Annotated in this window: 26 protein-coding genes and 1 pseudogene; 6 read left to right on the top strand and 21 right to left on the bottom strand. The window is 66.6% G+C overall.

Annotated features, from left to right (window positions below; genetic code table 11):
* Positions 1-8: 8 nt before the first annotated feature.
* The 3 genes from AC3WQM_RS31260 to AC3WQM_RS31270 form a co-directional block, all read right to left on the bottom strand.
* The gene (locus AC3WQM_RS31260) at positions 9-239 is read right to left on the bottom strand and encodes a hypothetical protein (RefSeq protein ID WP_492683763.1); all 231 of its coding nucleotides are present in this window, start codon (positions 237-239) and stop codon (positions 9-11) included.
* Positions 240-424: 185 nt separating this feature from the next.
* A complete protein-coding gene (locus AC3WQM_RS31265; RefSeq protein ID WP_489056858.1) occupies positions 425-775 on the bottom strand; it encodes a hypothetical protein in 351 nt (116 codons plus the stop codon).
* A gap of 111 nt (positions 776-886) precedes the next feature.
* Positions 887-1837, bottom strand: a complete 951-nt coding sequence (locus AC3WQM_RS31270) for an adenylate/guanylate cyclase domain-containing protein (RefSeq protein WP_489056859.1) — start codon at positions 1835-1837, stop codon at positions 887-889.
* 333 nt (positions 1838-2170) lie between these two features.
* Between AC3WQM_RS31270 and AC3WQM_RS31275 the strand changes: the two genes are divergently transcribed.
* Positions 2171-2506, top strand: coding sequence for a hypothetical protein (locus AC3WQM_RS31275; protein WP_492683764.1), 336 nt, complete (start codon positions 2171-2173; stop codon positions 2504-2506).
* Between the two features lie 52 nt (positions 2507-2558).
* Here the strand turns inward: AC3WQM_RS31275 and AC3WQM_RS31280 are convergent, their stop codons facing one another.
* The 8 genes from AC3WQM_RS31280 to AC3WQM_RS31315 all read right to left on the bottom strand — a co-directional run bounded on the left by AC3WQM_RS31280 (position 2559) and on the right by AC3WQM_RS31315 (position 9007).
* Positions 2559-3536: an LD-carboxypeptidase gene (locus AC3WQM_RS31280; RefSeq protein ID WP_492683765.1), complete on the bottom strand. Its 978-nt coding sequence runs from the start codon at positions 3534-3536 to the stop codon at positions 2559-2561.
* A complete protein-coding gene (tadA, locus tag AC3WQM_RS31285) occupies positions 3533-4648 on the bottom strand; it encodes a tRNA adenosine(34) deaminase TadA (protein WP_492683766.1) in 1116 nt (371 codons plus the stop codon). The genes AC3WQM_RS31280 and tadA overlap by 4 nt, the downstream gene beginning before the upstream one ends.
* Positions 4638-4862 (bottom strand): hypothetical protein, encoded by a 225-nt coding sequence (locus AC3WQM_RS31290; protein WP_492683767.1) that lies wholly within the window; start codon positions 4860-4862, stop codon positions 4638-4640. Before AC3WQM_RS31290 ends, tadA begins: the two co-directional genes overlap by 11 nt.
* Before the next feature lies 1 nt (position 4863).
* Complete coding sequence (locus AC3WQM_RS31295; protein WP_492683768.1) at positions 4864-5499, bottom strand: FMN-binding negative transcriptional regulator; 636 nt, start codon at positions 5497-5499, stop codon at positions 4864-4866.
* A gap of 64 nt (positions 5500-5563) precedes the next feature.
* Positions 5564-6262, bottom strand: coding sequence for an ankyrin repeat domain-containing protein (locus tag AC3WQM_RS31300; protein WP_159271891.1), 699 nt, complete (start codon positions 6260-6262; stop codon positions 5564-5566).
* Entirely contained in the window at positions 6262-6762 is a 501-nt protein-coding gene (locus tag AC3WQM_RS31305; protein WP_056581174.1) for a GlcG/HbpS family heme-binding protein, read from the bottom strand. The genes AC3WQM_RS31300 and AC3WQM_RS31305 overlap by 1 nt, the downstream gene beginning before the upstream one ends.
* Before the next feature lie 116 nt (positions 6763-6878).
* Positions 6879-7532, bottom strand: a complete 654-nt coding sequence (locus tag AC3WQM_RS31310) for a response regulator transcription factor (protein ID WP_492683769.1) — start codon at positions 7530-7532, stop codon at positions 6879-6881.
* Complete coding sequence (locus AC3WQM_RS31315; protein ID WP_492683770.1) at positions 7529-9007, bottom strand: sensor histidine kinase; 1479 nt, start codon at positions 9005-9007, stop codon at positions 7529-7531. Before AC3WQM_RS31315 ends, AC3WQM_RS31310 begins: the two co-directional genes overlap by 4 nt.
* A gap of 61 nt (positions 9008-9068) precedes the next feature.
* On the opposite strand from AC3WQM_RS31315, the gene AC3WQM_RS31320 reads away from it, so the two are divergent.
* Both AC3WQM_RS31320 and AC3WQM_RS31325 read left to right on the top strand, forming a co-directional pair.
* Positions 9069-10133 (top strand): DUF72 domain-containing protein, encoded by a 1065-nt coding sequence (locus AC3WQM_RS31320; RefSeq protein WP_492683771.1) that lies wholly within the window; start codon positions 9069-9071, stop codon positions 10131-10133.
* Between the two features lie 10 nt (positions 10134-10143).
* Positions 10144-10653: a GNAT family N-acetyltransferase gene (locus tag AC3WQM_RS31325; protein WP_492683772.1), complete on the top strand. Its 510-nt coding sequence runs from the start codon at positions 10144-10146 to the stop codon at positions 10651-10653.
* Here the strand turns inward: AC3WQM_RS31325 and AC3WQM_RS31330 are convergent.
* The 9 genes and pseudogenes from AC3WQM_RS31330 to icd form a co-directional block, all read right to left on the bottom strand.
* Positions 10650-11201, bottom strand: coding sequence for a GNAT family N-acetyltransferase (locus tag AC3WQM_RS31330; RefSeq protein WP_492683773.1), 552 nt, complete (start codon positions 11199-11201; stop codon positions 10650-10652). The two genes, AC3WQM_RS31325 and AC3WQM_RS31330, sit on opposite strands and share 4 nt — an antisense overlap.
* Entirely contained in the window at positions 11188-11622 is a 435-nt protein-coding gene (locus AC3WQM_RS31335; protein WP_492683774.1) for a DUF3574 domain-containing protein, read from the bottom strand. Before AC3WQM_RS31335 ends, AC3WQM_RS31330 begins: the two co-directional genes overlap by 14 nt.
* Before the next feature lie 20 nt (positions 11623-11642).
* Positions 11643-13082 carry an exodeoxyribonuclease I gene (gene sbcB / locus AC3WQM_RS31340; protein ID WP_492683775.1) on the bottom strand — a complete coding sequence of 480 codons (1440 nt, stop codon included), beginning with the start codon at positions 13080-13082 and terminating at the stop codon, positions 11643-11645.
* Positions 13083-14531 (bottom strand): cardiolipin synthase, encoded by a 1449-nt coding sequence (cls, locus tag AC3WQM_RS31345; protein ID WP_492683776.1) that lies wholly within the window; start codon positions 14529-14531, stop codon positions 13083-13085.
* Between the two features lie 100 nt (positions 14532-14631).
* Positions 14632-16953, bottom strand: a complete 2322-nt coding sequence (gene clpA, locus AC3WQM_RS31350) for an ATP-dependent Clp protease ATP-binding subunit ClpA (RefSeq protein WP_492683777.1) — start codon at positions 16951-16953, stop codon at positions 14632-14634.
* Between the two features lie 67 nt (positions 16954-17020).
* Positions 17021-17380, bottom strand: coding sequence for an ATP-dependent Clp protease adapter ClpS (clpS, locus tag AC3WQM_RS31355; RefSeq protein WP_489056870.1), 360 nt, complete (start codon positions 17378-17380; stop codon positions 17021-17023).
* Positions 17381-17520: 140 nt separating this feature from the next.
* Positions 17521-18105 carry a hypothetical protein gene (locus tag AC3WQM_RS31360; protein WP_492683778.1) on the bottom strand — a complete coding sequence of 195 codons (585 nt, stop codon included), beginning with the start codon at positions 18103-18105 and terminating at the stop codon, positions 17521-17523.
* 214 nt (positions 18106-18319) lie between these two features.
* A pseudogene (locus tag AC3WQM_RS31365) lies at positions 18320-20110 on the bottom strand (AAA family ATPase); the annotation flags it as partial.
* A gap of 360 nt (positions 20111-20470) precedes the next feature.
* Positions 20471-21730, bottom strand: coding sequence for an NADP-dependent isocitrate dehydrogenase (gene icd, locus AC3WQM_RS31370; protein ID WP_492683779.1), 1260 nt, complete (start codon positions 21728-21730; stop codon positions 20471-20473).
* Between the two features lie 240 nt (positions 21731-21970).
* Here icd and AC3WQM_RS31375 point away from each other — a divergent pair, with 240 nt between their 5' ends.
* The 3 genes from AC3WQM_RS31375 (at position 21971) to AC3WQM_RS31385 (ending at position 23188) form a co-directional block, all read left to right on the top strand.
* The gene (locus tag AC3WQM_RS31375) at positions 21971-22288 is read left to right on the top strand and encodes a cell envelope biogenesis protein TolA (protein WP_492683780.1); all 318 of its coding nucleotides are present in this window, start codon (positions 21971-21973) and stop codon (positions 22286-22288) included.
* A gap of 151 nt (positions 22289-22439) precedes the next feature.
* Positions 22440-22625: a hypothetical protein gene (locus tag AC3WQM_RS31380; protein ID WP_062471496.1), complete on the top strand. Its 186-nt coding sequence runs from the start codon at positions 22440-22442 to the stop codon at positions 22623-22625.
* A 92-nt stretch (positions 22626-22717) separates the two neighbouring features.
* Entirely contained in the window at positions 22718-23188 is a 471-nt protein-coding gene (locus AC3WQM_RS31385) for a DUF192 domain-containing protein (RefSeq protein WP_492683781.1), read from the top strand.
* 66 nt (positions 23189-23254) lie between these two features.
* On the opposite strand, the gene AC3WQM_RS31390 is transcribed toward AC3WQM_RS31385, so the two are convergent.
* Positions 23255-23350, bottom strand: a 96-nt coding sequence (locus AC3WQM_RS31390; protein ID WP_321165240.1) for a Fe-Mn family superoxide dismutase, incomplete at its 5' end; no start/stop codon positions are given.

Raw genomic sequence — 23350 nt, forward strand, 5'->3', positions numbered from 1 at the left:
CCTGCCTTTCAGCGCATCGCGCGGTAGCGGTAGAGGCGAAAACCTTCCTTCTGGATGAAGCCGCTGGGTTCCCAGCCGCGTGCGAGCGCGCGGTCGGTGATCTGCGCCATCTGCAGGCCGATGCTGTCCTGGAGGTTGTCCCCCACGGCCAGTTCGAACTTCCGGAGTTCACCGTCCAGGGCCTCCACCGCCGCAATGGCGGCGTCGACATCGGTGAAAGGCCGAACGCTGGTCTGCATTTTTTGTCGCTCCTTCGACGCCCTCCGCGCCGGTTGAACGATGCAAGGCAAGTGTCATGCCCCAGACCGAAACAGTCTTCCGGGCATGAAATGAATTCTTTGACCTTACAAATGTGACTGAATGTGACGTTTTCGTCAGCATTCACGCCAAGAATTGGCATGCCCGCACGCTTGTGGGTGGTGGGTCAATCGCGGTCGTCATCCTCGTCGTCGTCGTTCGGCGCACGGTAGGGATAGCCGGGGCCGTAGTAGAGGCGCCCGCGCGGCGGGACGTAGATCGGGGCCGGCCGGTAGTACACGGGCGGCGGCGGGCGGTAGTAGGCCCGCGGCGGTGGGGGCTCGTAGTAGATCGGGGCCGGGTACGCATAGACGGGCGGCGGCACGTAGTACGGCGGCGCATAGACCGCACCGGGCGTGCCGATCTGCACCGACCAGTTCGTGCGCGCGCTGGCGGCGCCCGTGGCGAGCAGCGCGCCGGCCGCGATCGCGGCCAGTGCGGCCCATCTGAAAACGGAAGAATCACTTGGGGAATGCATGGTGGCTCCAGGCCTGGCGCGAACGGCGCCGGCGTGGTCCTGCAACGCCACACGTCCCCGCGTGGTGCACCTCGAAGCGCACCAGCTGGTTGCCAAACGTGAACGGAATTCTCAGTCGACGATCGCGCGGCGCGACAGCATCACGTCGTCGCCGGTCGTGTTGAAGGCGATGGTCGGCGCGCTGAAGTCGCTCAGCGGCGCGCCCAGGCCGATCTCGCCGCGGCCGTGCAGCACGCACTCGTCGCGCCGCAGGGCGATCTCGTTGCTCGGCCCGCCGTTGCCATGGAAGCGCACCCAGGTGCCGTAGGTGCTGACGTCGATCAGCACGCAACTGCCCTGCCGCACCTCGATGCGCGCATGCAGCCGCGACACGCGCGGGTCGTTGACCACGAACTGCGCGTCGCCCACGCGGCCCAGGTGAATGGGCAACTGGTCGATGCGGAACATCGAGCGCACATCGAGCCACGCGAGCTCGATGTGGCCGAAGGTGGAATCGGGTGGCAGCCGCGCCGGCAGCAGCGCGGCCGGCACGGTGAGGAAGCTGGTGAGGTCCTCCTGCCAGTCGATGCGGTGGACGATCGACATCTCGCTGCGCCCGCGGATGCTGATGGGCCCGAGGTCGCGGTGCTGCACGGCACCTTCGTGCAATTGCATGATCACCGTCTCGGTGACCCAGATCTGGCCGGGGCCGGCCAGGTCGCTCAGGCGCGAAGCCAGGTTGACGGCGTCGCCAAAGCAGTCGCCCTCGACCTCGACCACGTCACCGCTGGCCACACCGATCTGCAGCGCCATGCGCAGCGGCACGGGCCAGCCGGCCAGGCGCTTCTGGTGGTAGCGCTGCAGCTCGATCACCGCGTGCGTGGCGGCAGCGCCGCTCGTGAAGATGGCGAACACGCCATCGCCCAACGACTTCACGACCCGGCCGCCGTGGGCCTCGCACACACGCCCGATCCATTGGGTCAGCCGCGTGACGGTCTCGGTGGCACGTGCATTCCCCATGGCCTCGAAGACCCTGGTACTCCCGGTCAAGTCCGCGAAAACGACTGTGGAATTGACACCCATACTGTTTTTTCTTGTGGCAGCAAGCGCTGGTTATGTTGCTCTGGACCTTTCGCCGCTCCTGCGAGAAGTTTCCCTGACATGCGCCATCACATGCAAGGAACGATCCGCAAAAGCTTCTTGTTGACGCTGCATCGACCGGGCCAGCTTGGCGCATCGTGCAGATGAATGCCAAAGTTTTTTAATACTTTTGCGCTCAAAATTCAAATGACAACAAAAGAGACCGCTAAAGCATGTTGTTTGCAAACAAGAAACGGTGTTTCACATCTTGTGTCTCGGCGAACTGAGGCTTAAGGTAGCGACCGTCCCAGCTCCCGGCAATACGCTTTTCGTGACATGCTGCTCTTTCGCCGCCTTTTTCAGCTCCTGAACGTACCCAGCCTGGGATCGCGGCAGGTTGCGGAAAGTCAGCTTGGCCGCATTCGCATGGCGATGCTGTCGGTGCTTCAAGGACGCGGCGGCCAATCGATCCAGCGCATCAGCCAACGCGTGCGCTTCGCCGGCGATGTCGAGACCCTCTGGTATCTGCGTCAGGACGTGATGGTTGCGCTCAGCGCCATCGACGGCGAATCGGCCGCGCGGCGCCAGATGAAAGACATCAACAGCATGTTCAAGGGCGGCCTGCCCGGCTCGATGGGCCCGCGCGTCCATCAGCGTTTCACCAACCAGTGATGTCCTGATCGGCCGGCATCGCAGCGGCACCGGTGGCCGCCTGCGTGCTGGCTCAATGGTCGTGGCCGTGATGGTCGTGACCGTGGTGAGCATGGTCATGGTGGCCATGCCGATGGCCCCACACCAGGAACACGTCGCGCCCCTCGGCGGCCAGCGCCACCTTCGCACCCACCGGCAGCAGCACCTTGGTCTGCACGTGCCCGAACGGCAGGCCGGCAATGACCTGCACCTTCTTCAGGCTGGCGCGCAGCCGGTCGATCACCGTGTTCATGCCGAAGCCGCGGTCGTAGCCGGCAATGTTGCGCACGCCCGTGAACTGGCCGAACACGACGGCCTTCTGGCGCGCCAGCACGCCCGCGAGCTTCAGCTGGTCGAGCATGCGTTCGACGCGGTACGGGTGTTCGTTGGTGTCTTCGATGAACAGCACGCCCTTGTCGACCACCGGGAAGTACGGCGTGCCCAGCAGGCTGGTCAGCACGCAGAGGTTGCCGCCCCAGAGCACGGAGTCTTCGACCGGCTTGACCTTGAGCTCGGCGTCGCGCACCGGCATGCGCCAGCCGGTGCCCTCGCCCTGCCCGCTCAACAGGTCGTCGAAGCAGGCTTCCATGATGTCGTCGGCACCGCCTTCGGCGCCGAAGTCTTCGCCGACCGCAGGGCCCGACCAGGTGACAGCGCCGTTCTTGGCCAGCAGCGCGTTCTGCAGCGCCGTGAAGTCGCTGCAGCCGACGAACTCGGTGCCCTTGTCGATCGCCTTGGCCAGTGCCTTGTACGGCAGCGCGTCGAGGATGCGCGTGAGGCCGTAGCCGCCGCGCGCGATCAACGCCACGTCGGCGCCGCTCGCGGCTGCGCGCGAGATGGCGGCGAGCCGCGTGGCGTCGTCACCCGCGAAACGCTGGTGCGCCAAGAGCGCGGCTTCATCGACTTCGACTTCATGGCCCAGGGCCTTCAGCCGCGCCACGCCGCGCCGGAAGGCGGCCTTGTCACGGATGGCACTGGAGGGGGAATAGATGTAGATATGTTTGGACGTCACGTCGTCGAGTATCCCATTGCGTCCCGGATCTGCCGGGCCAGGGGGGCGGCCTGCGCCACCGTTGGACCGCCCGATGCAGCCCGGGGGCCGAGCGCGCGCAGCGCAGCTTCGTAGCCGCGGTCGGGGAACGGCGCGCGCCAGGCGTCCTTGGCGCGCACGCCACTGTCGGGTGCAGCGAGCGTCGCGCTGAAGCGGCCCGGTGCCGCCGCTTGCAGCAGCGCGGCCAGTTCGCTGCCTGCCTCGCTGTGCACCAGCACGAGCGGTTCTTGATGGGCCTGATCGAGCCACGCCAGCAGCACGTCGCGGTGCCATTCGAGCCGGTGCGTGGCTTCGCGCTTGGGCTTGTCGCTCTTGCCGAAGCCGATGAGGTCGGGCACCAGCGTGCGCAGGCCGGGCCTGCCGACGAGGTGGCGGAAGAAGTAGCCCCATTCGCCTGGGCCATGCAGGCACAGGCAATCGGCCACGCGGCCGTCGCTGCCGATCGGACCGGTCTCGTCGACCCAATGCAGGCGCCAGCCCTGCAGGACCAGCAAGTCCTGGGCGTGATGCGGCGCGAAGTCGAAATCGACGAGCGCCGCAAAGCGTTCGGTGGGCGTGCGCAAGGCATCGTCGCGCAGCGGCTCTGCCTGCGCGCGCGCGACGCTGCGGCGCTGCTGGAAGAAGCGCTGCAGCACCGCGCTGCAGTCGTCGGCCAGCACGCCGCCCTGCACGCGCGTGTGATGGTTCAGCTTCGGCTCGGCGAACAGATCGAGCACCGAGCCCGCGGCGCCGGTCTTGGGGTCTGCGGCGCCGAACACCACGCGCGCCAGCCGCGAATGCAGCATGGCGCCCGCGCACATCGCGCAAGGTTCAAGCGTGACGAACAGCTCGCAGCCGTCGAGCCGGTAGTTGCCGAGCGCGGCGGCGCCGGCGCGCAGTGCGTTGATCTCGGCGTGCGCGCTCGGGTCGTGCTGCGCCACGGGCGTGTTGCGGCCGGTCGCGATGACCCGGCCGTCCTTCACCAGCACCGCGCCCACCGGCACCTCGCCCGCGTCGGCTGCGCGCTGCGCTTCCTGCAGCGCGAGCGCCATCCAGTGCGCGTCCGATGTCGATGCGGCCGGCTCAGTTGTCATCGGGCATCTTGCGGGCCTGGGCCGCAGCGTCGAGGGCGTCCTTGACCTGTTGCTGGACCTGCTGCGCCTGCGTGCGCGCATCGACAGCCGCAGGGGCCGACACGCCGGGCGCGGCCGGTTGTTTGGCAATGGCGGTGCGGGAAAGCTGCTGCTTCGCCAGCAGGCCGACGACGACCAGCGCGAGCACGAGACCGATCAAACCGAACATCCGCATCTCAGCGTGCCTCCGGTGCGACGGCCATGCCGAGCCGGTCCATCCACACGGCCAGCGCCTGCTCGTCGGCCGAGCCGGCGCGGTAGAGCTCGCGCATCGCCGCATGCGATTCGGGCCGGTGCTGGTTGAGCTTGATCTTGCATTGCAGCGCCGTCACGTGCAGCTCGAAGCCCATGATGCCGGCCAGCATCTTGTGCTGGAACTCCTCGCCGAGGTCTTTCCACTGCTGGGCATACGCCGGCTCGTGGTCGCCGATGAGTTTCTTGAGCAGCGCGTCCTTGGCCTCGGGCGTTTCGACGAGCCGGGCTTCGACGGTGCAATGGACCGCAAGGTAGTTCCACGTCGGCACCCGCGCCAGATCGGGATAAACCGAGGGCGACAGGTAGGCGTGCGGTCCCTGGAACACCACCACCGCGCGTGGCCGCGCCTGCAGGTAGCGCCAGTGCGGGTTGGGCTTGGCGCAGTGGCCGAGCAGCACCAGCGCATCGCCCTCGCGCGGCTCGGCCACGATGGGCAGGTGCGTGACGAAGGGCAAGCCATCGTCGTCGTTCGAGATCAGGTTGGCAAAGGGGTGGTCGCGCATGAGGCCCAGCGCGACGGCCGGGTCCTTGGCGTTGAACTGCGGAGGCATGTACATGGGGCGGATTCCTCGTGGGGAGGTCCGATTGTCCCCGAGTCGCCCCGGACTTCGGTGCGACAGGCTACTTGGCGCGTGCTGCTTCGAGCTGCTTCACCATCGCCGTGTAGCCGCGCGCCTTTGCGAGCTGCAACGGCGTGAGGCCCTGGCGGTCGGCCAGTTGCAGGTTGGCGCCGCCGGCGATCAGCGCGGCCAGCGTGCGCTGGTGACGGGCGCCGCCATCGCCGAGCACGATCGATTCGATCACCGCCGTCCAGTGCAGGTTGTTCACGTGGTCCAGCGGCGCACCGGCCGCGACCAGCCGACGCACGACCTCGTCGTGCCCCAGGTGCGCAGCGGCAATCAATGCGGTGCCGTCGTAGCGGCTGGTGACCTGCCCGGGCTTGGCGCCCAGTTGCAGCAGCAGCGTGAGCGTGGTCACGTCGTCGGCCACGGCCGCGATGGTGACGGCGTCGTAGCGGTCGTCCTCGAGCAGGTCGATGTTCGCGCCCGCCTTGGCGAGAAGCGTCACGGCGTCGCGCTGTCGCGCGTAGGTGGCGACCTGCAGCGGCGTGCGGCCGCGTGCGTCGCGCACATCGAGGCTGGCGCCGGAGGCGATCAGGCTCTTGAGCTTGGGCAGGTCGCCGTGCCAGGCGGCACGGTGCAGGCCTTCGTAGGCCAGCACTTCGGCGGCCAGCGGCGGCACCTGGGCCGCCGCGCCGGGCGCGGCGCTCCAGCCGATCGCGGCGGCGAGCACCGCCGACCAGAGACCGCGCGCCGTCATCAGAGCTGGCCCTTGACCTTCTCGAGCGCGGCGTTGGCGCACTGCTCGTCGAGGTGGCCGCCGGGCGCACCGCCCACGCCCACGGCGCCGATCACTTCGTTGCCCGACTTGATCGGCACGCCGCCGCCCAGCAGCAGGAAGCCCGGCAGGTACACGAGGTTGGCGGCGCCGGGGTTCTTCTGGGCGCCTTCCATCATGGCTTGCGTGGGGCTCTTGGCCGAAGCCGAGGTCCAGGCCTTGCGTTCGCTCGACGACAGCGTGTGCGGGCCGGCGTTGTCGGCGCGCTGCACGGCGCGCACGGTGCCGGCGCGGTCGACCACGGTGGCGGCCACGTTGTAGCCGTTGGCGGCGCAGGCGGCCACGGTTTCTGCGGCGATCTGGTTGGCCAGCGCGAGCGAGATGTTCTTCTCGGTGCGAACAGCGGGGGCCGGCGTCTGGGCCTGGGCGACGGAAGCAGCGAGCAGAACGGCGAGGCCGCCAACGCGGATGATCGATTGCATGGTGTTTTTCTCCAGTGATGAGAGGGTTCGTGCCGGCCTGTGCCGACCACGGTGTCACTGTAAAAAATACGGTCCGCTGCAACCATTCGTACGGCTACGCCCGGCACTCCGTAGAACTACGGAGCGCCCTCTTCTCCCGCATCCGACGCCAGCACGGCGTAGCGCCGGATCAGCTGCGCCAGCGAGTCGCAGTCGAGCTTGGCGAACAGGTTGGCACGGTGGGTTTCGACGGTGCGCGGCGACAGCGCCAGCACGCGCGCGATCTCCTTGTTGGTGAGCCCCTGCACGATGAAGGCCAGCACCTCGCGCTCGCGCTCCGACAGCTGCGCCACCCGCTCGCGCGCGGCGTTGTCGGCCTGCGAGCGCTCGCGTGTGCGCACGTGCTGGCGCACGGCCTGCTGCAGGGCTTCGAGCAGTTGCTCGTCGTCCACCGGCTTCTCCAGGAACTCGGCCGCGCCGGCCTTGAAGGCGCGGCGGCACATCTCGACCGTGCCGTGGCCGGTCAGCATGATCACGGGCTGGTCGACGCCCTGCGCCACCAGCCGGTCGAGCACCGTGAGGCCGCTGATGCCGGGCATGCGCACGTCCAGCACGATGGCGCCAACGCTCGCGCGGTCGAAGCCGTCGATGAAGGCCTGCGGATCGGCCCAGCCCTGCACGCGCAGGCCGACGGTGCCGATCAGCAGCGACAGGCTGTCGCGCACGGCCTGGTCGTCGTCAATCAGGTGGATCAGGGGCGATTGCGGCTGGTCGGCGGTCAACGTGGTCATGTCGAAGGTGCCACCAGCGGCAGCAGCAAGGTGAAGCGCGCACCGCGCGGCGAGGCATTGGCAGCGCTCAGGCTGCCGCCCATGCCGCTGGCCAGCGTTTCGCTCAGGCTCAGGCCGAGGCCCAGGCCGCCTTCGCGCGTGCTGAAGAAGGGTTCGAACAGGCGCGGCAACGCCTCGGGCGCGATGCCGCGGCCGTTGTCGGTGACGGTCAGCACGCCCTCCTCGCCGTTGCGCCCGACCGAGACCACGAGGCGCCGCTCGGCGGCGGGCACGAGGTCCAGCGCCTGCATCGCGTTCATCAGCAGGTTGTGCACGATCTGCTCCAGTGCCACGGCCTCGGCCTGCACGCGCACCGGCGCCTGCGCGCTGGCGTCGAACTGGGCCGCCACGCCGTGGCGCGCGAACTCGGGCGCCAGCAGGTGCATGGCGCTGCGCACCACTTCCTGCAGCACCAGCGGTTTCACGTCGCCGCCGGCCTCGGGGCGCTCGATCACGCGACGCAGGCGGCCGACCACACCGGAGGCACGGCGGGCCTGCTCGACGGCCTGCCCCATCGCATCGCGCGCGGTGGCGAGGTCGGGCGGGTCGTCGTCGAGCAGGCGGCGCGCGGCCTGGGCGTTGGCCAGCACGGCCGTGAGCGGCTGGTTGAGTTCGTGCGCCAGCCCGGCCGACAGCTCGCCCAGCGCATTGAGGCGCGCCACCTGGCCCAGGCGCAGCAGCTCTTCGGCGCGGCGCCGCGCGATGCGCTGGCGCTGCGCGGCCCACAGGCCCGCCAGCAGCAGCGCCATCGCCACCGCCCAGCCGCCGATGGTGCGCCACGGCAGCTCGGCCCAGCCGACCTGGCGCTCGGCCACCAGCTCGAAAGGCTGGCTCGGCGATGCGAGCGCCTTGCTCAGGCTGTAGCGCCAGCCATGTTCGGCCGACTGGCCGGGTTGCAGTACCAGCTGCTGGCCGTCGCGCTGCAAGACCAGGCGCACGGGGCTGCGCTGCGGATTCATCGGCCAGTCGCGCCAGGGCACCGAGCCGACGAGGTCGATCTCGAGCGCGTAGCTGAGCGGTTCGGAGCCGATCACGAGCTGGTAGCGGCCATGCGCCAGGTCGAGCACGGCCAGGTCGGCGCGGCGTTCGGCGCGCGAGCGAGCCTCGGCGGCGGCCAGCGCGTCGGCGTGTTCGGCATCGGGCCAGGGCTCGTCGGCCGCGCGCCGCTGCACGCGCAGGATCGACGAGTACACCGACGGCAGGCGCCGCTCCGGGTAGTCGGCGCCGGCGTTGGGCTCCAGCAGCGCGAGCGTGGCCAGCACCGCGTCGTACTGCACCACCTGCTGGCTCATGAGCCGGTGCGCGATGCGCGCATCGGTCTCGAAATCCTGCTGGAGTTGGGTCAGCTCGGCGCGCGCGAACCACACGGCCCCGGCGGCCGTGAGCACCACCCACGCCAGCCACCAACCACCCCGCGTACGCAACCACTGTGTCATGGCGCGGATTGTGCCCGGCGCCGACAGGCCTCCCCGCTTGGCCGAAAATGCCGACCCAGACATGGCTGACGTGCAGGACTCCCTCTTTTCCGACCTCCCCGAACTTCCGCGCCCGGCCGAAGCGGCCGACGCGCCGGCGCCTTCGCCGAAGAAATCGCGCGGTGCCACCGTGAAGCCGGTGCCACCCGACGCGGCGCTGGTCGCCCTCGCCGCCGAGTTGCCGCCGAAACTGCGCCTGGGCACCTCGTCGTGGAGCTACCCGGGCTGGGCCGGCCTGGTCTGGGACGGCGACTATGCCGAAACCGTGCTCTCGAAGAACGGCCTGTCGGCGCTTGCGCAGCACCCGCTGCTGCGCACCGTGAGCCTGGACCGCAACTTCTACCGCGCCCTCACCGCCAGCCAGTACGCGCGCTACGCGGCCATGGTGCCGGACGACTTCCGCTTCGTCGTGAAGGCCCCGAGCCTGGTCACCGACGCCACCGTGCGCGACGAAAGCGGTCGCGGCACGCAGGCCAACCCGGTGTTCCTGAGCCACGAGATCGCGCTGCAGGAGTTCGTGCAGCCGGCGCTCGACGGACTGGGCCACCGCATCGGCGCGCTGGTGTTCCAGCTGAGCCCGATTCCCGCGCACCTGCTGGCCGACCAGCCCGCGCTGATCGCACGCATCGGCGCGATGCTGGCGGCGATGCCCGACCTGAAACCGACCGCGCCCGATGCCGTGCTCGCCGTCGAGGTGCGCGACCCGCAGCTGCTGTGCCCCGCCTTCGCCGACATGCTGCGCAGCGTGGGCGCGACCTTCTGCATGGGCCTGCACGCGAAGATGCCGCCCATCGAGGACCAGCTGCCGATGCTGCGCGCCCTGTGGCCCGGGCCGCTGGTGTGCCGATGGAACCTGCACCGCCGCCACGGCCGCTTCGGCTACGAAGACGCCGAGAAGCTCTACGGCCCCTTCGACAAGGTGCTCGACCCCGACCCCGAAACCCGCGCCGCGCTGGCCAAGGTGATCGCCGGCACCACGGGCGCCGGGCAGAACGCCTTCGTCACCGTGAGCAACAACGCCGAAGGCTGCGCGCCGCTGACCATCGCCTCGCTGGCGCAGGACATCGTGGACCGGATCTCCCGCTAGAGCGCCCGCCATGCATTCGATCTCGTTCCGGCCCCTGCAATCCACGGATTTCGCGATGCTTCACGAGTGGCTGTGCCGCCCGCACGTGGCCGAATGGTGGACGCCCGTGCCGACGCTCGCCGAGGTCGAGGCCGACTTCACGCCGATGCTGGCGCCCGACTCGCCCGACCGTGGCTACATCTCGCTGCGCGACGGGCAGCCACTGGGCTTCATCCAGTCGTACGTCGTGATGGGTTCGAGCGACGGCTGGTGGGAAGACGAGCGCGACCCGGGCGCGCGCGGCATCGACCAGTTCCTGGCCCAGGCCGACCAGTTGAATCGCGGGCTCGGCAGCGCGATGGTGCGCGCCTTCACGGACCAGCTGTTCGCCGACCCCGCCGTGACGCGCGTGCAGACCGATCCGTCGCCGCGCAACACCCGAGCGATCCGCAGCTATGCCAAGGCCGGCTTCCGTGCGCTGGGTGAGGTGGTCACGCCCGACGGGCCCGCGCTGCTGATGGTGCGCGAGCGCGACGCCTAAGCCGCAGGCGGTGCGGCCTCGAGGTCGCACCACATGTGGACCTTCGACGAGAACACGCCATCGAGCACGGTGGCCATCGGTTCGACGCCGAAGACCTGGAAGCCGCAGCGTTCGTACAGCGCCTGCGCCGGGCGGTTGCCTTCGGTCACCGTCAGCTGCACCACGCGCACGCCATCGAGCGCACGTGCATGCGCGAGCAAGGACCGCACGAGTTGTCGCCCGGTGCCCGCGCGCCGTGCCGATTCCGCCACCACCATGCCGAACAAGCTCGCCTTGTGGCGCGTGCGCTGCCGCGATTCGCGACCCAGCCCCGCCGCGCCGATCAGCGCGCCGGTGGCATCGAAGGCGCCGTACACCACCTCGGCGGCATCGGCGTCCGTGCGCAGGCGCGTCTCCCACCACGTCGGCGGCAGGCTGGCGCGCTCGTCGACCGTGGAGGTGAAGGCTTCGGGGTGCCGCGCGTAGGCTTCGAGCATCAGCGCACGGTAGGCCGGCGCATCGGTGGGAACCAGGCGGCGAACGCTGGGAACGGCTTCAGAAACGGGCACAGACGGACTGCCTTTCCTGCAACACCGCCTCTTGCGCGAAGCGCTGGCGGTAGGTGTCGATCAAGGTGGCGATGGCCGCGTCGGCCTTGGCGTCGCGCGGGTGCAGCAGCACGACCAGCTTCGAAGGCTCGCGCACCACCTGCCCCGACGCGCCGCGCCACTGGCCGGCGGCGTCGATCACGGTGAAGCCTTGCGGAAAGGCCGGCGTCACGCGGGTCTCGAGAAAGTCGGCCCAGTCGGCGTCGGACACCTGGCCGCCCGTGGGGATGGCGCGGCCGAAATAGAGGGTGTCGCGCTCGAAGACTTCGAAGCCCGCGGCGCAATGGCCGGACGGCCCTGCGGCGCAACCTGCAAGCACCGCAGCGGCCAGCGCGCCTGCCATGCCTGCGCGAGACAGCCTGTGGCGTGCGACGTTGCTCATGCAGGCCCCTCGGTCTTGGTTCAGGCCTCGGGCGCGATCGACTCGGCGTACTCGTACAGCGCGCCCAGGATTTCCTCGCCGCGCTCGTCAGCGTTCTCGGACAGCGCATCGACTTCACTGAACAGCGCCTCGATGGTGCGCGCCCCGCCCTCGCCCTTGAACAGGCGCGCCACGCGCAGTGCTTCCCAGCGCTCGGCTTCTTCCTCGTTCAGCGACTCGGGCCAGTTGCGCGCGCGGTAGCGGAAGAGGATTTCTTCGAGCCGCCCGTCGTCGAAAGCCACGCGCTCCTTGGCGAGCCCCTCGGGCGACAGCCCGCGCAGCTGGTTCAGGCGCCGGCGGTCGCCGTTGCCGACAAAGCCGCCGTAGAGGTCTTCATCGACATCGGGCGTCGCCTCCTTCGGGCGGGAAAAAACCTGCGACCAGATCGCGCTCATGTCGGGCAGGTCGCGCGCGATGGCGGCGTGGCGCATGGCGGTGTCCATGTCGACGCCCCAGCGCTCGGCCATGGCCGGCGCCAGCGTGCGCAGGTTGCCGACCACCATCGGCGATTTGTTCAGGTGCACGCTCTTCATCGGCAGCCGCGTCATGCCCTCGGGCAGGTCGGCGGTGCGCGTGAACAAGCGCAGGCGCAGCGTCTCGGCGTCGAGGTCGCGCAGTTCGCTCGGGTCTTGCGACAGATCCCAGGCCAGCAGCTCGTTCTTGTTGGTCGGGTGGCTGGCCAGCGGCCACATCACGGCCAGGCAGCCGCGCTCGACCGGGAACATGCCCGACGCGTGCAGGAAGGGCTTGGCGGTCTCGCGCATCGCGGGCAGGCCGAGCTCGATCGCCACGCGGTCCTTCTTGTGCAGGCTGAAGGCGAAGTCGAACAGCTTGGGCTGCTTGTCGCGGATGAGCCGGGCCAGCGCGATGGTGGCGCGCACGTCGGACAGCGCATCGTGCGCCGACTCGTGCAGCAGGCCGTTGGCGCGTGCCAGGTCTTCGAGCTTGAAGCTGGGCTTGCCGTCTTCCTTCTTCGGCCACTCGATGCCGTCGGGGCGCAGCGCATACGTGAGGCGCACCACATCGAGCAGGTCCCAGCGGCCGCAGTCGTTCTGCCATTCGCGCGCATAGGGGTCGATGAGGTTGCGCCAGAACAGGAAGCGCGTGACTTCGTCGTCGAAGCGGATGGTGTTGTAGCCCACGCCGATGGTGCCGGGCTGCGAGAAGGCCTGCTCGATGTGGGCCGCGAACTCGTGCTCGGGAATGCCGCGCTCCAGGCAGACCTGCGGTGTGATGCCGGTGATCAGGCAGGCCTCGGGGCTGGGCAGGTAGTCCGGCGCGGGCTTGCAGTAGATCATCAGCGGCTCGCCGACCTCGTTGAGCTCGGCGTCGGTGCGGATGGCCGCGAACTGCGAGGGACGGTCGCGGCGCGGCACGGCGCCGAAGGTTTCGTAGTCGTGCCAGAGAAAGGTGTGGTTCATTCAGAGCAAGGGAGAAAACAGTCGCGCAATGGCATCGCCGAGGCGGCGCCAGAAAGTCTGCGGGCGGTGGGCGCGCACGGCGCCGGAGCTGTGCAGGTCGGTTTCGAACTGCGCCGCCAGCGGCTGGGTCAGCGCGGGCCCGTAGACCACGGCGCAGACCTCGAAGTTGAGCCGGAAGCTGCGGTTGTCGAAATTGGCGGTGCCGATCATCGCGCAATGGTCGTCGACCACCAGCGTCTTGGAGTGCAGCATGCGCTCCTTGTACTCCCAGATCTTGACGCCCGCGGCGATCAGCTCGTCGAAGTACGAACGCGCGGCGGCGCTCACGATGGCCGAGTCGCTGCGGCGCGGCACGAGCAGCCGCACGTCGACACCGCGCAGCGCCGCGCTGGTCAGCGCCATCAGCGCGGGCTCGCCCGGCACGAAGTACGGCGTGGTGAGCCAGGCCCGGCGCGTGGCCGAATGGATGGCCTCGACGTGCATGCGGTGGATGGCCTCGAAGGCGTTGTCGGGGCCGCTGGTGACGATCTGCACCGGGATGTCGCCTGCTTCCACCTGGGGCAACAGCGCGTCCAGGACGGCGTCGGAGCGGTGCTGCTTTTCGCCGGTGGCGTAGCTCCAGTCCTCCAGGAAGGTGGTCTGCAGCCAGCGCACGGCGCTGCCTTCGATGCGCACATGCACGTCGTGGTACGCATCCTTGGGGTTGGTGCGCTTGTCTTCCTCGTCGGTGATGTTCACGCCGCCCGTGAAGCCCACGCGGCCATCGCACACCACGATCTTGCGGTGGGTGCGGTAGTTGGTCACGGGGCGCAGGCGCCGGCCGATCTTGGTGTCGTGAAACAGCGCCACCTCCACGCCCGCCGCGTGCATCGGCGCCATGAACTTGCGGCCGATGCGCTTGGAGCCGAGCGCGTCGAGCAGCAGGCGCACCCGCACGCCGGCCTGCGCACGCTCGATCAGCAGGTCGCGCAAGGCGGTGCCGATCTGGTCAGGCTCGAAGATGTAGTACTCGAGGTGGATGTGGTCGCGCGCCGCGCGCACGGCTTCGAAGATCGCATCAAAAGTGCGCGCGCCGCCCGACAGCAGCTCGACGCCCGTGGCGCTCGACACCGGCAGGCCGCAGGCGGCCGTGCCCAGCCGGGCCATCTGCTGCAGCGCCGGCGGCGCGTGCTGCGAGGCATCGCGCAGCCGCGCCAGGTCAGCCTGCGCATGCGCGTTCGCACGGTTGCGCAGGCGCTTGAGCCGCTGCTTGCGCAGCCGCTGCGGTCCCAGGAAGTAATAGACGATGAAACCCGCGAATGGCAGCAGCGCCAGCGACAGGATCCAGCTCATGGTGGACACCGGCGCGCGCTTTTGCATCACGATCCAGATCGACAGCACGGCGATATAGCCGCTCCACGCCAGGGAGAGGCCGGTTTTCCATTCGTGGCTGAGTTCGGGGAGGATCAAGGCAAAAGCGGTTGAAGGCGGAGTGTTTTCGGCCGGCCCAAAGAAAAAGGCCAGCAGCGAATGCTACCGGCCTTTGACTTCGTTCCTCAGAGAGGCGGGATCAGCCCGTGGCTGCTTCCTCCGCTTCGGGCTTCGACTTGCCTTCCTTCTTCGGGATCGGCTGGATGTCGAGCAGCACTTCGTCCTTCTCGTCGAGGTCGACTTCGAGGCGACCGCCATCGGTCAGGCGACCGAACAGCAGCTCGTCGGCCAGTGCACGACGGATCGTGTCCTGGATCAGGCGCTGCATCGGACGTGCGCCCATCAGCGGATCGAAGCCCTTCTTTGCCAGGTGCTTGCGCAGCTTGTCGGTGAAGGTGACCTCGACCTTCTTCTCGCTGAGCTGGGTTTCCAGTTGCAGCAGGAACTTGTCGACCACACGCAGGATGACCTGTTCGTCGAGTGCCTTGAAGTTGACGATGGCGTCCAGGCGGTTGCGGAATTCGGGCGTGAACAGGCGCTTGATGTCGCCCATTTCGTCGCCGGCCTGCCGCGCGTTCGTGAAGCCGATGGTCGCCTTATTCATGGTCTCGGCACCCGCGTTCGTCGTCATGATGATGATGACGTTGCGGAAGTCGGCCTTGCGCCCGTTGTTGTCCGTCAGCGTGCCGTGGTCCATGACCTGCAGCAGCACATTGAAGATGTCCGGGTGCGCCTTCTCGATTTCGTCGAGCAGCAGCACCGCGTGCGGCTTCTTCGTGACAGCCTCGGTCAGCAGACCGCCCTGGTCGAAACCGACGTAGCCCGGAGGCGCGCCGATCAGGCGGCTCACCGCGTGACGCTCCATGTACTCCGACATGTCGAAGCGGATCAGCTCGATGCCCATGATGTAGGCCAGTTGCTTGGCCGCTTCGGTCTTGCCGACGCCCGTGGGGCCGGAGAACAGGAACGAGCCGATCGGCTTGTCGCCCTTGCCCAGGCCCGAACGTGCCATCTTGACCGCGGAGGCCAGCACTTCGAGTGCCTTGTCCTGGCCGAACACCACGCTCTTGAGGTCGCGCTCGATCGTCTGCAGCTTGCTGCGGTCGTCGTTGCTGACGTTGGCCGGGGGAATGCGCGCGATCTTCGCGACGATTTCCTCGACCTCGGTCTTGCTGATGGTCTTCTTGCGCTTGCTCGGCGGCAGGATGCGCTGGGCGGCGCCGGCTTCGTCGATGACGTCGATCGCCTTGTCGGGCAGGTGACGGTCATTGATGTACTTGGCGCTGAGCTCGGCCGCGGCCTGCAGGGCTGCCACGGCGTACTTCACGCCATGGTGTTCCTCGAAGCGCGACTTCAGGCCCTTCAGGATGTCGACGGTTTCCTGCACCGACGGCTCGACCACGTCGACCTTCTGGAAACGACGCGACAGGGCCGCGTCCTTCTCGAAGATGCCGCGGTATTCCGTGAAGGTGGTCGCGCCGATGCACTTGAGCTGGCCGCTGGAGAGCGCCGGCTTGAGCAGGTTCGACGCGTCGAGCGTGCCGCCCGAGGCTGCGCCCGCACCGATCAGGGTGTGGATTTCGTCGATGAACAGAATGGCGTTCGGCTTGTCCTTGAGCGACTTGATCACGCCCTTCAGGCGCTGTTCGAAGTCACCGCGGTACTTGGTGCCCGCCAGCAGCGCGCCCATGTCGAGCGAGAACACTTGCGATTCGGCCAGGATTTCCGGCACGTCGCCCTGGGTGATGCGCCATGCAAGGCCCTCGGCAATCGCCGTCTTGCCCACGCCAGCCTCACCCACCAGCAGCGGGTTGTTCTTGCGCCGGCGGCACAGGATCTGGATGACGCGCTCGACCTCGTACTCGCGGCCGATCAGCGGATCGATCTTGCCGTCCTTGGCCATCTGGTTGAGGTTTTGCGTGAACTGCTCGAGGGGCGAGGCCTTCTCGTTGCGTTCGCCACCGCCCTCCTCGCCTTCACCTTGAGGCGCTTCGCCGCTGCCCTTGACGGCTTCCGGCGGATCGCTCTTCTTGATGCCGTGGGCAATGAAGTTGACCACGTCCAGGCGCGTGACGCCCTGCTGGTGCAGGTAGTACACGGCGTGCGAGTCCTTCTCACCGAAGATCGCGACCAGCACGTTGGCGCCGGTGACTTCCTTCTTGCCGTTGCCGGTGGACTGCACATGCATGATGGCGCGCTGGATCACGCGCTGGAAACCCAGGGTGGGCTGGGTGTCTACATCGTCGGTACCCGCCACTTGCGGCGTGTTGTCCTTGATGAAGTTGGTGAGCGACGCCCGCAGGTCGTCGACGTTCGCCGAGCAGGCGCGCAGAACTTCCGCGGCGCTCGGGTTGTCCAGCAAAGCGAACAGCAGATGTTCCACGGTGATGAACTCGTGGCGTTGCTGCCGGGCCTCGACGAAGGCCATGTGCAAGCTGACTTCCAGTTCCTGGGCAATCATGTGATTTCCTTTTGCCTTGCTGTAAATAAGTTCTCAGATGGGTTGGAGCGCATGCAATTCAACTGGTTCACGCCACCGGTTCGCTGACACATTGCAGCGGGTGCCCTGCCTGCTGCGCGGCCTCCATCACCTGGTTGACCTTGGTGGCCGCCATGTCGCGGGAATAAACCCCACAAATACCCCGGCCATCGAGGTGGATCTTGAGCATGATCTGGGTCGCCGTTTCTCGGTCCTTGCTGAAATATTCCTGCAGGACGACGATCACGAACTCCATCGGCGTGTAGTCATCGTTCAGCATGACGACCTGGTACATCTGGGGCGGTGCCGTTTTTTGCGGGCGGCGCTCCAGAACGACCGAATCTCCGTCGTCGCCCGCCGGTTTCTGCGCCGGCGGGGTGTTGGGAGTTTTGGGAATTCTCGTTGCCATGAAAAAGATTCTATAGAGCGTGCAAGCACCGTGCCGACGCCAACAGACTTGGTGACGCCTATTCGACAAATCAAGAGGCGTGCGTCGTGTACGACAGCACGAAGACAGACGTAAAAAAACCGGCAGATTGCCGGTCTTTTTTAAAGATTGCGCAGAACGGGGCCTTTGGGGGCCGGCAACTTCCGGCCCGGCACCCGGGTCGCGACGGGTAGATCGGGCGGCAAGGCGTCGATTTCTTCATCGGTGAGTTCGCGCTCGGGTGCCGGCTCTGCCTCCCGGTGAACAGCGGCGGGCAGCGCGAGCGGAACCGGTGCGGTTTGCGGCTCCGAATCCTCATGCAAGACGGGTGCTGGTGGCGATGCTCTCGGCCGCTGCGGGGGTGAAGGTGCAGCGGGCGACACAACCGGCCCTCCTCTTCTGCCCGGCAAGGTAGGGGGCGCTGGCGACAACGCCCGCCATTCGACCAGCCGTCGCGCGTCCTGCTCTGCCTGCCAGTGCGCCAGCGCCAAGCGTTGCGCTTCCTGGTGCATGGCCTGTTGCTGCCCGAGCAGCGCCAACTCGGCGCGGATCGCCTGCCGCGTCTGTTCGCGCTCCGCATCCCAGGCACGGCGCTGCGCGTCGATTTGCCTGCCAAGCCTGTGCGAGAACGCCCAGAGGCCCAGCAAGGCGCCCGCGGCGCCGACCGCGAAGCAGACGACAAGGAAATTGGCCTGGATCAGCGTCACAGCGAAGCCTCCTCGTCGGCATCCCATTTGCGCAGCAAGTCGAATGGAATGGCATCGGCCACCTGGGAGAACCGCAAGCCGGTCATGCGTTCGGCCTGCTTGAGCAACACGGCGACAGGACTGCTCGGTTCGTGGTTCTCGAACCATCGGCGGGCCTTGCGAATGCCACGCAGGATGTCGTCGCGTGTATCCAGGCCCTCACCGGCTGGCGTGCTTGGCCGATCACGCGGGCCTCCAGCCTGGATTGAAGTGCGACGACGGCCGCAACTTCGTCCGTCACCATTCGCCCCACGGGAATTCCCGTCCAGTCGGCCACGATGCTCGCAACCACGGCCTCATCGACCTGGGGAAAAATCAGAGGCAGCTCCTTCTCGTGTGCGACAAGCTCTCGCTCCAGGGTCACCAGCTGCGCCGAGGGTGCATTCCCCTCGGCGCAGCTCGGCCCTCCCGCCTCCTCCCTCTTCTTTGTTCTCAATCCATGAATCGTGCGAACCAGTGCAAGCTCTTCTTGCCATCGCGCCTCGTGCTGGGACAACGTGTGCCGCGCGGCGTCGAGTTGCGTTCTGGCGGCATCAAGGCGCAGCACTCTTTCCTCGCTGCCGTGAACGACAACGCCCTCTTGGACAAGCAGCTCAAGTTCGACCTCAAGCGCTGTGATGCGGTGCCGCCATTGCTCGACTTCAGGCGGCGGCGCATGAAGCGACATGGCGACACGCGCGCATGCAGTGTCCAGCAGACTGATGGCCTTGTCAGGCAGCTGACGTGCCGGGATATAGCGATGTGACAGGGTCACAGCGGCACGCACAGCTTCATCGAGCACGAGCACACCGTGGTGCTCGGCAAAGGTGGCGACAAGGCCGCGTACCATCTCGATCGCGGAAACTTCGTCGGGCTCTGCGACCTGAAGCGTCTGAAAGCGCCGCGTCAGTGCGGGGTCCTTCTCGATGTGGCGCTTGTATTCGCTCCAGGTGGTGGCACCGATCGTGCGCAACGTTCCTCGTGCCAGCGCAGGCTTGAGCAAGTTGGCGGCATCGCCGGTTCCCGACTGTCCTCCCGCGCCAACCAAGGTGTGCACCTCATCAATGAAGAGGATGACGGGCTGCACCGACTTGCCCGCCTCTTCCAGCAATGCCTTGAGGCGCGACTCGAATTCTCCCCGCATGCTCGCGCCGGCCAGCAGCGCTCCGACATCGAGACTCCAGAGTCGGCAGTTCTGCAGATCGGGAGGAACTTCGCCTTGGGCGATGGCCAGTGCCAACCCTTCGACAACCGCCGTCTTGCCGACGCCCGCATCGCCCGTGAGCAAGGGATTGTTTTGACGACGGCGAAGCAGAATGTCAACCATCGTGCGGATCTCGTGTCCGCGCCCTATGACGGGGTCGATTTGCCCTTGAGATGCGCGCTCCGTCAAATCCGTGCAGTAGCGTCGCAATGCCGACTTGCCGTCCGACGTCGCATCCGCGAGCGCCCCGCTGGCCTCGCCAGGCAGCGCCGACGGCAGACCGGAGCCGTCGTGTGGTCCTTCCTGCGCTTCGGGAGAGTCAGTCACGATTGCGCTGACGGCCTCCGTCAATTGATCCGCAGGGATGCGCTGGAATGCAGGCGAGATGCCAAGAAGCACGCGCCGCAGTTCCGGCGTCTGAAGCAGCGCGGCAAGCAGCCAGGCACCGCGCACGCAGTGCGCGCCGAACTCGAGGCTGGACAGCACCCACGCGCGCTCGATGGCAGCTTCGATGTGGCTGGAAAAATCGGTCAGTGACGTTGCACCGGATGGCAGGCTAGACAACGCCGATGCAAAGTCTCTCTCGATGGCTTGCGAGTCGATCTGGTAGTGCCGGCAGATCCGATGCAGATCGCTGTCGTTGAGCTGCCAGAGCTGGTGAATCCAGTGTGTCAGCTCAACGTACGGATTGCCACGCAGCTTGGCAAATGCGGTGGCGGACTCGATGCCGCGAAACAAGGTGACATTGAGCTTGCCGAACAGCGCGCGCCGAGAGATCGTCATTGCGCGATCTGTCGTGCGGTGTGCACGCCTTGCTCGACCGAATCATCTGCAACGCTCGATGTCGTCGAGCAGATTTCTGCGTTCTTTTCCCCCACTTCGCGCCCCCTATGCTTCTTGGAATGGGCGCGATTCTGGCGGCTCGCTGCAGGGCAAACACAGCACAGTTTCTACCAATGGTTAAACGAACGATGGAGCCCATTGATCTGTGATGTTTGCCCGTCGCTCCTTACGTTCGGAATACAAAGGGAGTAATTCAATAACGATATCGAAGCCGTCGCAGGCAAGAAAAAACCCTCGAGTCCTTTCGGAAGCTCGAGGGCTTGATCGGCATCTGACGTTTCTCAACGTCTGCGATTGCAATTACATATTGTCGATCATGACCTGACCAAAACCAGAACAGCTCACTTGCGTCGCGCCGTCCATCAGGCGCGCGAAGTCGTAGGTGACCTTCTTGCTGGCGATCGACTTTTCCATCGAGCTGATGATCAGGTCAGCTGCTTCGGTCCAGCCCATGTGACGCAGCATCATTTCGGCGGACAGGATTTCGGAACCCGGGTTCACATAGTCCTTGCCGGCGTACTTGGGCGCCGTGCCGTGAGTGGCTTCGAACATGGCAACGGTGTCGCTCAGGTTCGCGCCCGGGGCGATGCCGATCCCGCCGACCTGTGCGGCCAGCGCGTCGGACACGTAGTCGCCGTTGAGGTTCAGCGTGGCAATCACGCTGTACTCGGCGGGACGCAGCAGGATCTGCTGCAGGAACGCGTCGGCGATGCTGTCCTTGACGGTGATTTCCTTGCCCGTCCGGGGGTTCTTGAACTTCATCCAAGGACCGCCGTCGATCAGCTCGGCGCCGAACTCCTTGGCAGCCAGGTTGTAGCCCCAATCACGGAAGCCACCTTCGGTGAACTTCATGATGTTGCCCTTGTGGACCAGGGTCACGCTCGGCTTGTCGTTGTCGATGGCGTACTGGAAGGCCTTGCGCACCAAGCGCTCGGTGCCTTCGCGCGAGACGGGCTTGACGCCGATGCCCGAGGTGTTCGGGAAGCGGATCTTCTTGACGCCCATCTCGTCCTGCAGGAACTTGATGAGCTTCTTGGCCTTGTCGCTCTCGGCTTCGAACTCGATGCCGGCGTAGATGTCCTCCGAGTTCTCGCGGAAGATGACCATGTTGGTCTTGTGCGGCTCGCGCACCGGGCTGGGGACGCCCTCGAAATACTGGATGGGTCGCAGGCAGACGTACAGGTCGAGCTCCTGGCGCAGTGCCACGTTCAGCGAGCGGATGCCGCCGCCGACGGGCGTGGTCAGCGGGCCCTTGATGGACACCACATAGTCACGCACCGCGTGCAGGGTTTCCTCGGGGAGCCAGACATCGGGGCCGTAGACCTTGGTCGATTTCTCGCCCGCGTAGACCTCCATCCAGTGGATCTTCTTCTTGCCGCCGTAGGCCTTGGCCACGGCAGCGTCCACCACCTTGAGCATCACCGGCGTGATGTCCAGCCCGGTGCCGTCGCCTTCGATGAACGGAATGATGGGCTGATCGGGCACATTGAGCGAATTGTCAGCGTTGACCGTGATCTTCTGGCCTTCGGTCGGGACTTTGATGTGCTGATAGCTGGACATGAGGGGGCTTGACTCCGGGAGTGACGTAATTCGAACGACTGTCTGCGAATACAGACAGCGAGGGAGAATCGCTGTACAGCGCGCTAACAAATCGCTGTACATTTTAGACGCAACCCATCAGCGAGTAATTGTCAACCGTAGGGCGATAGCGCCCGTTACTGGCTGACCTTCTGCTCGCCGGGAGGCGTTTCCAACCAATTCTCGATAGAGGAATCATCAATGAGCAAACTTCTCGCAGTCATGATCGCTGGCCTGTTCGCCGCTGGCGCGTACGCCCAGAACCCGGCCGGCACCACGCCCGAACAAGGCAACGCGACCAACAGCAAGCCGCAAGCTCGCGCTGAAGCCAAGAAGGAAGCCAAGCCCGCTGGCCAAGTGGCTCCCGCTGCTGGCGACATCACCAAGACGCCCGAAGGCGGCGCATTCGGCGCTGACAAGGCTGGCGTTGCTGGCGAAAAGCGCGCCAAGACCCGCGACGATCGTCGTCGCAACAAGGACGGCAGCGTGAAGCGCAAGGCCACCCAAGGCGGCACGCCTGACATGCCCGGCGCCAAGTAAGCCGGTCTGCCCCCCAAAAAAAGCGCTCTACGGAGCGCTTTTTTTCGTTTGAAGTTTTGTTCAGTCACTGTCAACCGGGGTCTCGGAGGCCCGTTGAATGGAGACCTTCCGCAGGGAGGTGATCCAAATCAACAATCTCAAAGGATTTCTCATGAACAAGCTGATCGCAGCCCTGGTCGCCGGCCTCTTCGCAGCCGGTGCATTCGCCCAAGCCGCCGAACCCGCTCCTGCAGCGCCGGCCGCTCCCGCCGTCCACAAGGCCAAGGCCAAGCACACGGTCAAGAAGCACAAGGTGCGCCACGTCTCCAAGGCCCACGCCGCCGCCAAGAAGGTGTAAGCTTTCAAGCTCCCGGCAATGCCCGCTTCAGCGGGCATTTTTATTGGTCACGGGCCGACCCTCATGCGTCCCGCCCCCGAAAGAGTCATCCGATGTTTCAGCGTCTCGCCGCGCTGCTTCTGGTGTCCGCGTCCTTCCTGGCGCCGGCCCACGCGCAGCAGCAACTCCAACCGCAACCCCAAACCGATCTGGCACGCACGCAGTTGTCGGTCGGCCTCTACAAGATCGATGCGCAGGTAGCGCAATCGCCCCGCGAACGCGAGATCGGCCTGATGTTCCGCAAGACGATGCCGCAGGCCGAAGGCATGATCTTCGTGTTCGAGCAACCGGCCACGCAATGCTTCTGGATGCGCAACACGCTGCTGCCGTTGACCGCCGCCTTCGTGGCCGACGACGGCCGCATCGTCAATCTGGTCGACATGCAACCGATGACCGAGAACTCGCATTGCTCCGAGGAGCCGGTGCGCTACGTGCTCGAAATGAACCAGGGCTGGTTCGCCAAGAAGAACATCAAGAAGGGCGCCAAGCTCGGCGGAGAGCTGTTCTCCGCCGCCAAACGCTGAAATCAGCGCCCGTAAAAAAGCCGACCCGCAGGTCGGCTTTTTTCATGGCGAGCGCCGGGTCCGGCTTCAGCCGAAGTTCTTCGCAGCGAAGTCCCAGTTGGCCAGCTTGGCCAGGAAGGTCTCGACGAACTTCGGGCGCAGGTTGCGGTAGTCGATGTAGTA

Source organism: Variovorax sp. FW301-JW7, from assembly GCF_058788795.1.

Coding starts and splice junctions, on each gene's coding strand:
- tadA (WP_492683766.1), bottom strand. CDS start 4,648: ATGACAACTGAGCCGGCCGCATCGACATCGGACGCGCACTGGATGGCG.
- clpA (WP_492683777.1), bottom strand. CDS start 16,953: ATGATTGCCCAGGAACTGGAAGTCAGCTTGCACATGGCCTTCGTCGAG.
- AC3WQM_RS31380 (WP_062471496.1), top strand. CDS start 22,440: ATGAACAAGCTGATCGCAGCCCTGGTCGCCGGCCTCTTCGCAGCCGGT.
- AC3WQM_RS31375 (WP_492683780.1), top strand. CDS start 21,971: ATGATCGCTGGCCTGTTCGCCGCTGGCGCGTACGCCCAGAACCCGGCC.
- AC3WQM_RS31320 (WP_492683771.1), top strand. CDS start 9,069: ATGGCTGACGTGCAGGACTCCCTCTTTTCCGACCTCCCCGAACTTCCG.
- AC3WQM_RS31260 (WP_492683763.1), bottom strand. CDS start 239: ATGCAGACCAGCGTTCGGCCTTTCACCGATGTCGACGCCGCCATTGCG.
- icd (WP_492683779.1), bottom strand. CDS start 21,730: ATGTCCAGCTATCAGCACATCAAAGTCCCGACCGAAGGCCAGAAGATC.
- AC3WQM_RS31275 (WP_492683764.1), top strand. CDS start 2,171: ATGCTGCTCTTTCGCCGCCTTTTTCAGCTCCTGAACGTACCCAGCCTG.
- AC3WQM_RS31290 (WP_492683767.1), bottom strand. CDS start 4,862: ATGCGGATGTTCGGTTTGATCGGTCTCGTGCTCGCGCTGGTCGTCGTC.
- AC3WQM_RS31305 (WP_056581174.1), bottom strand. CDS start 6,762: ATGCAATCGATCATCCGCGTTGGCGGCCTCGCCGTTCTGCTCGCTGCT.
- AC3WQM_RS31310 (WP_492683769.1), bottom strand. CDS start 7,532: ATGACCACGTTGACCGCCGACCAGCCGCAATCGCCCCTGATCCACCTG.
- AC3WQM_RS31270 (WP_489056859.1), bottom strand. CDS start 1,837: ATGGGTGTCAATTCCACAGTCGTTTTCGCGGACTTGACCGGGAGTACC.
- AC3WQM_RS31315 (WP_492683770.1), bottom strand. CDS start 9,007: ATGACACAGTGGTTGCGTACGCGGGGTGGTTGGTGGCTGGCGTGGGTG.
- sbcB (WP_492683775.1), bottom strand. CDS start 13,082: ATGAACCACACCTTTCTCTGGCACGACTACGAAACCTTCGGCGCCGTG.
- AC3WQM_RS31300 (WP_159271891.1), bottom strand. CDS start 6,262: ATGACGGCGCGCGGTCTCTGGTCGGCGGTGCTCGCCGCCGCGATCGGC.
- AC3WQM_RS31335 (WP_492683774.1), bottom strand. CDS start 11,622: ATGAGCAACGTCGCACGCCACAGGCTGTCTCGCGCAGGCATGGCAGGC.
- AC3WQM_RS31265 (WP_489056858.1), bottom strand. CDS start 775: ATGCATTCCCCAAGTGATTCTTCCGTTTTCAGATGGGCCGCACTGGCC.
- AC3WQM_RS31325 (WP_492683772.1), top strand. CDS start 10,144: ATGCATTCGATCTCGTTCCGGCCCCTGCAATCCACGGATTTCGCGATG.
- clpS (WP_489056870.1), bottom strand. CDS start 17,380: ATGGCAACGAGAATTCCCAAAACTCCCAACACCCCGCCGGCGCAGAAA.
- AC3WQM_RS31385 (WP_492683781.1), top strand. CDS start 22,718: ATGTTTCAGCGTCTCGCCGCGCTGCTTCTGGTGTCCGCGTCCTTCCTG.
- AC3WQM_RS31295 (WP_492683768.1), bottom strand. CDS start 5,499: ATGTACATGCCTCCGCAGTTCAACGCCAAGGACCCGGCCGTCGCGCTG.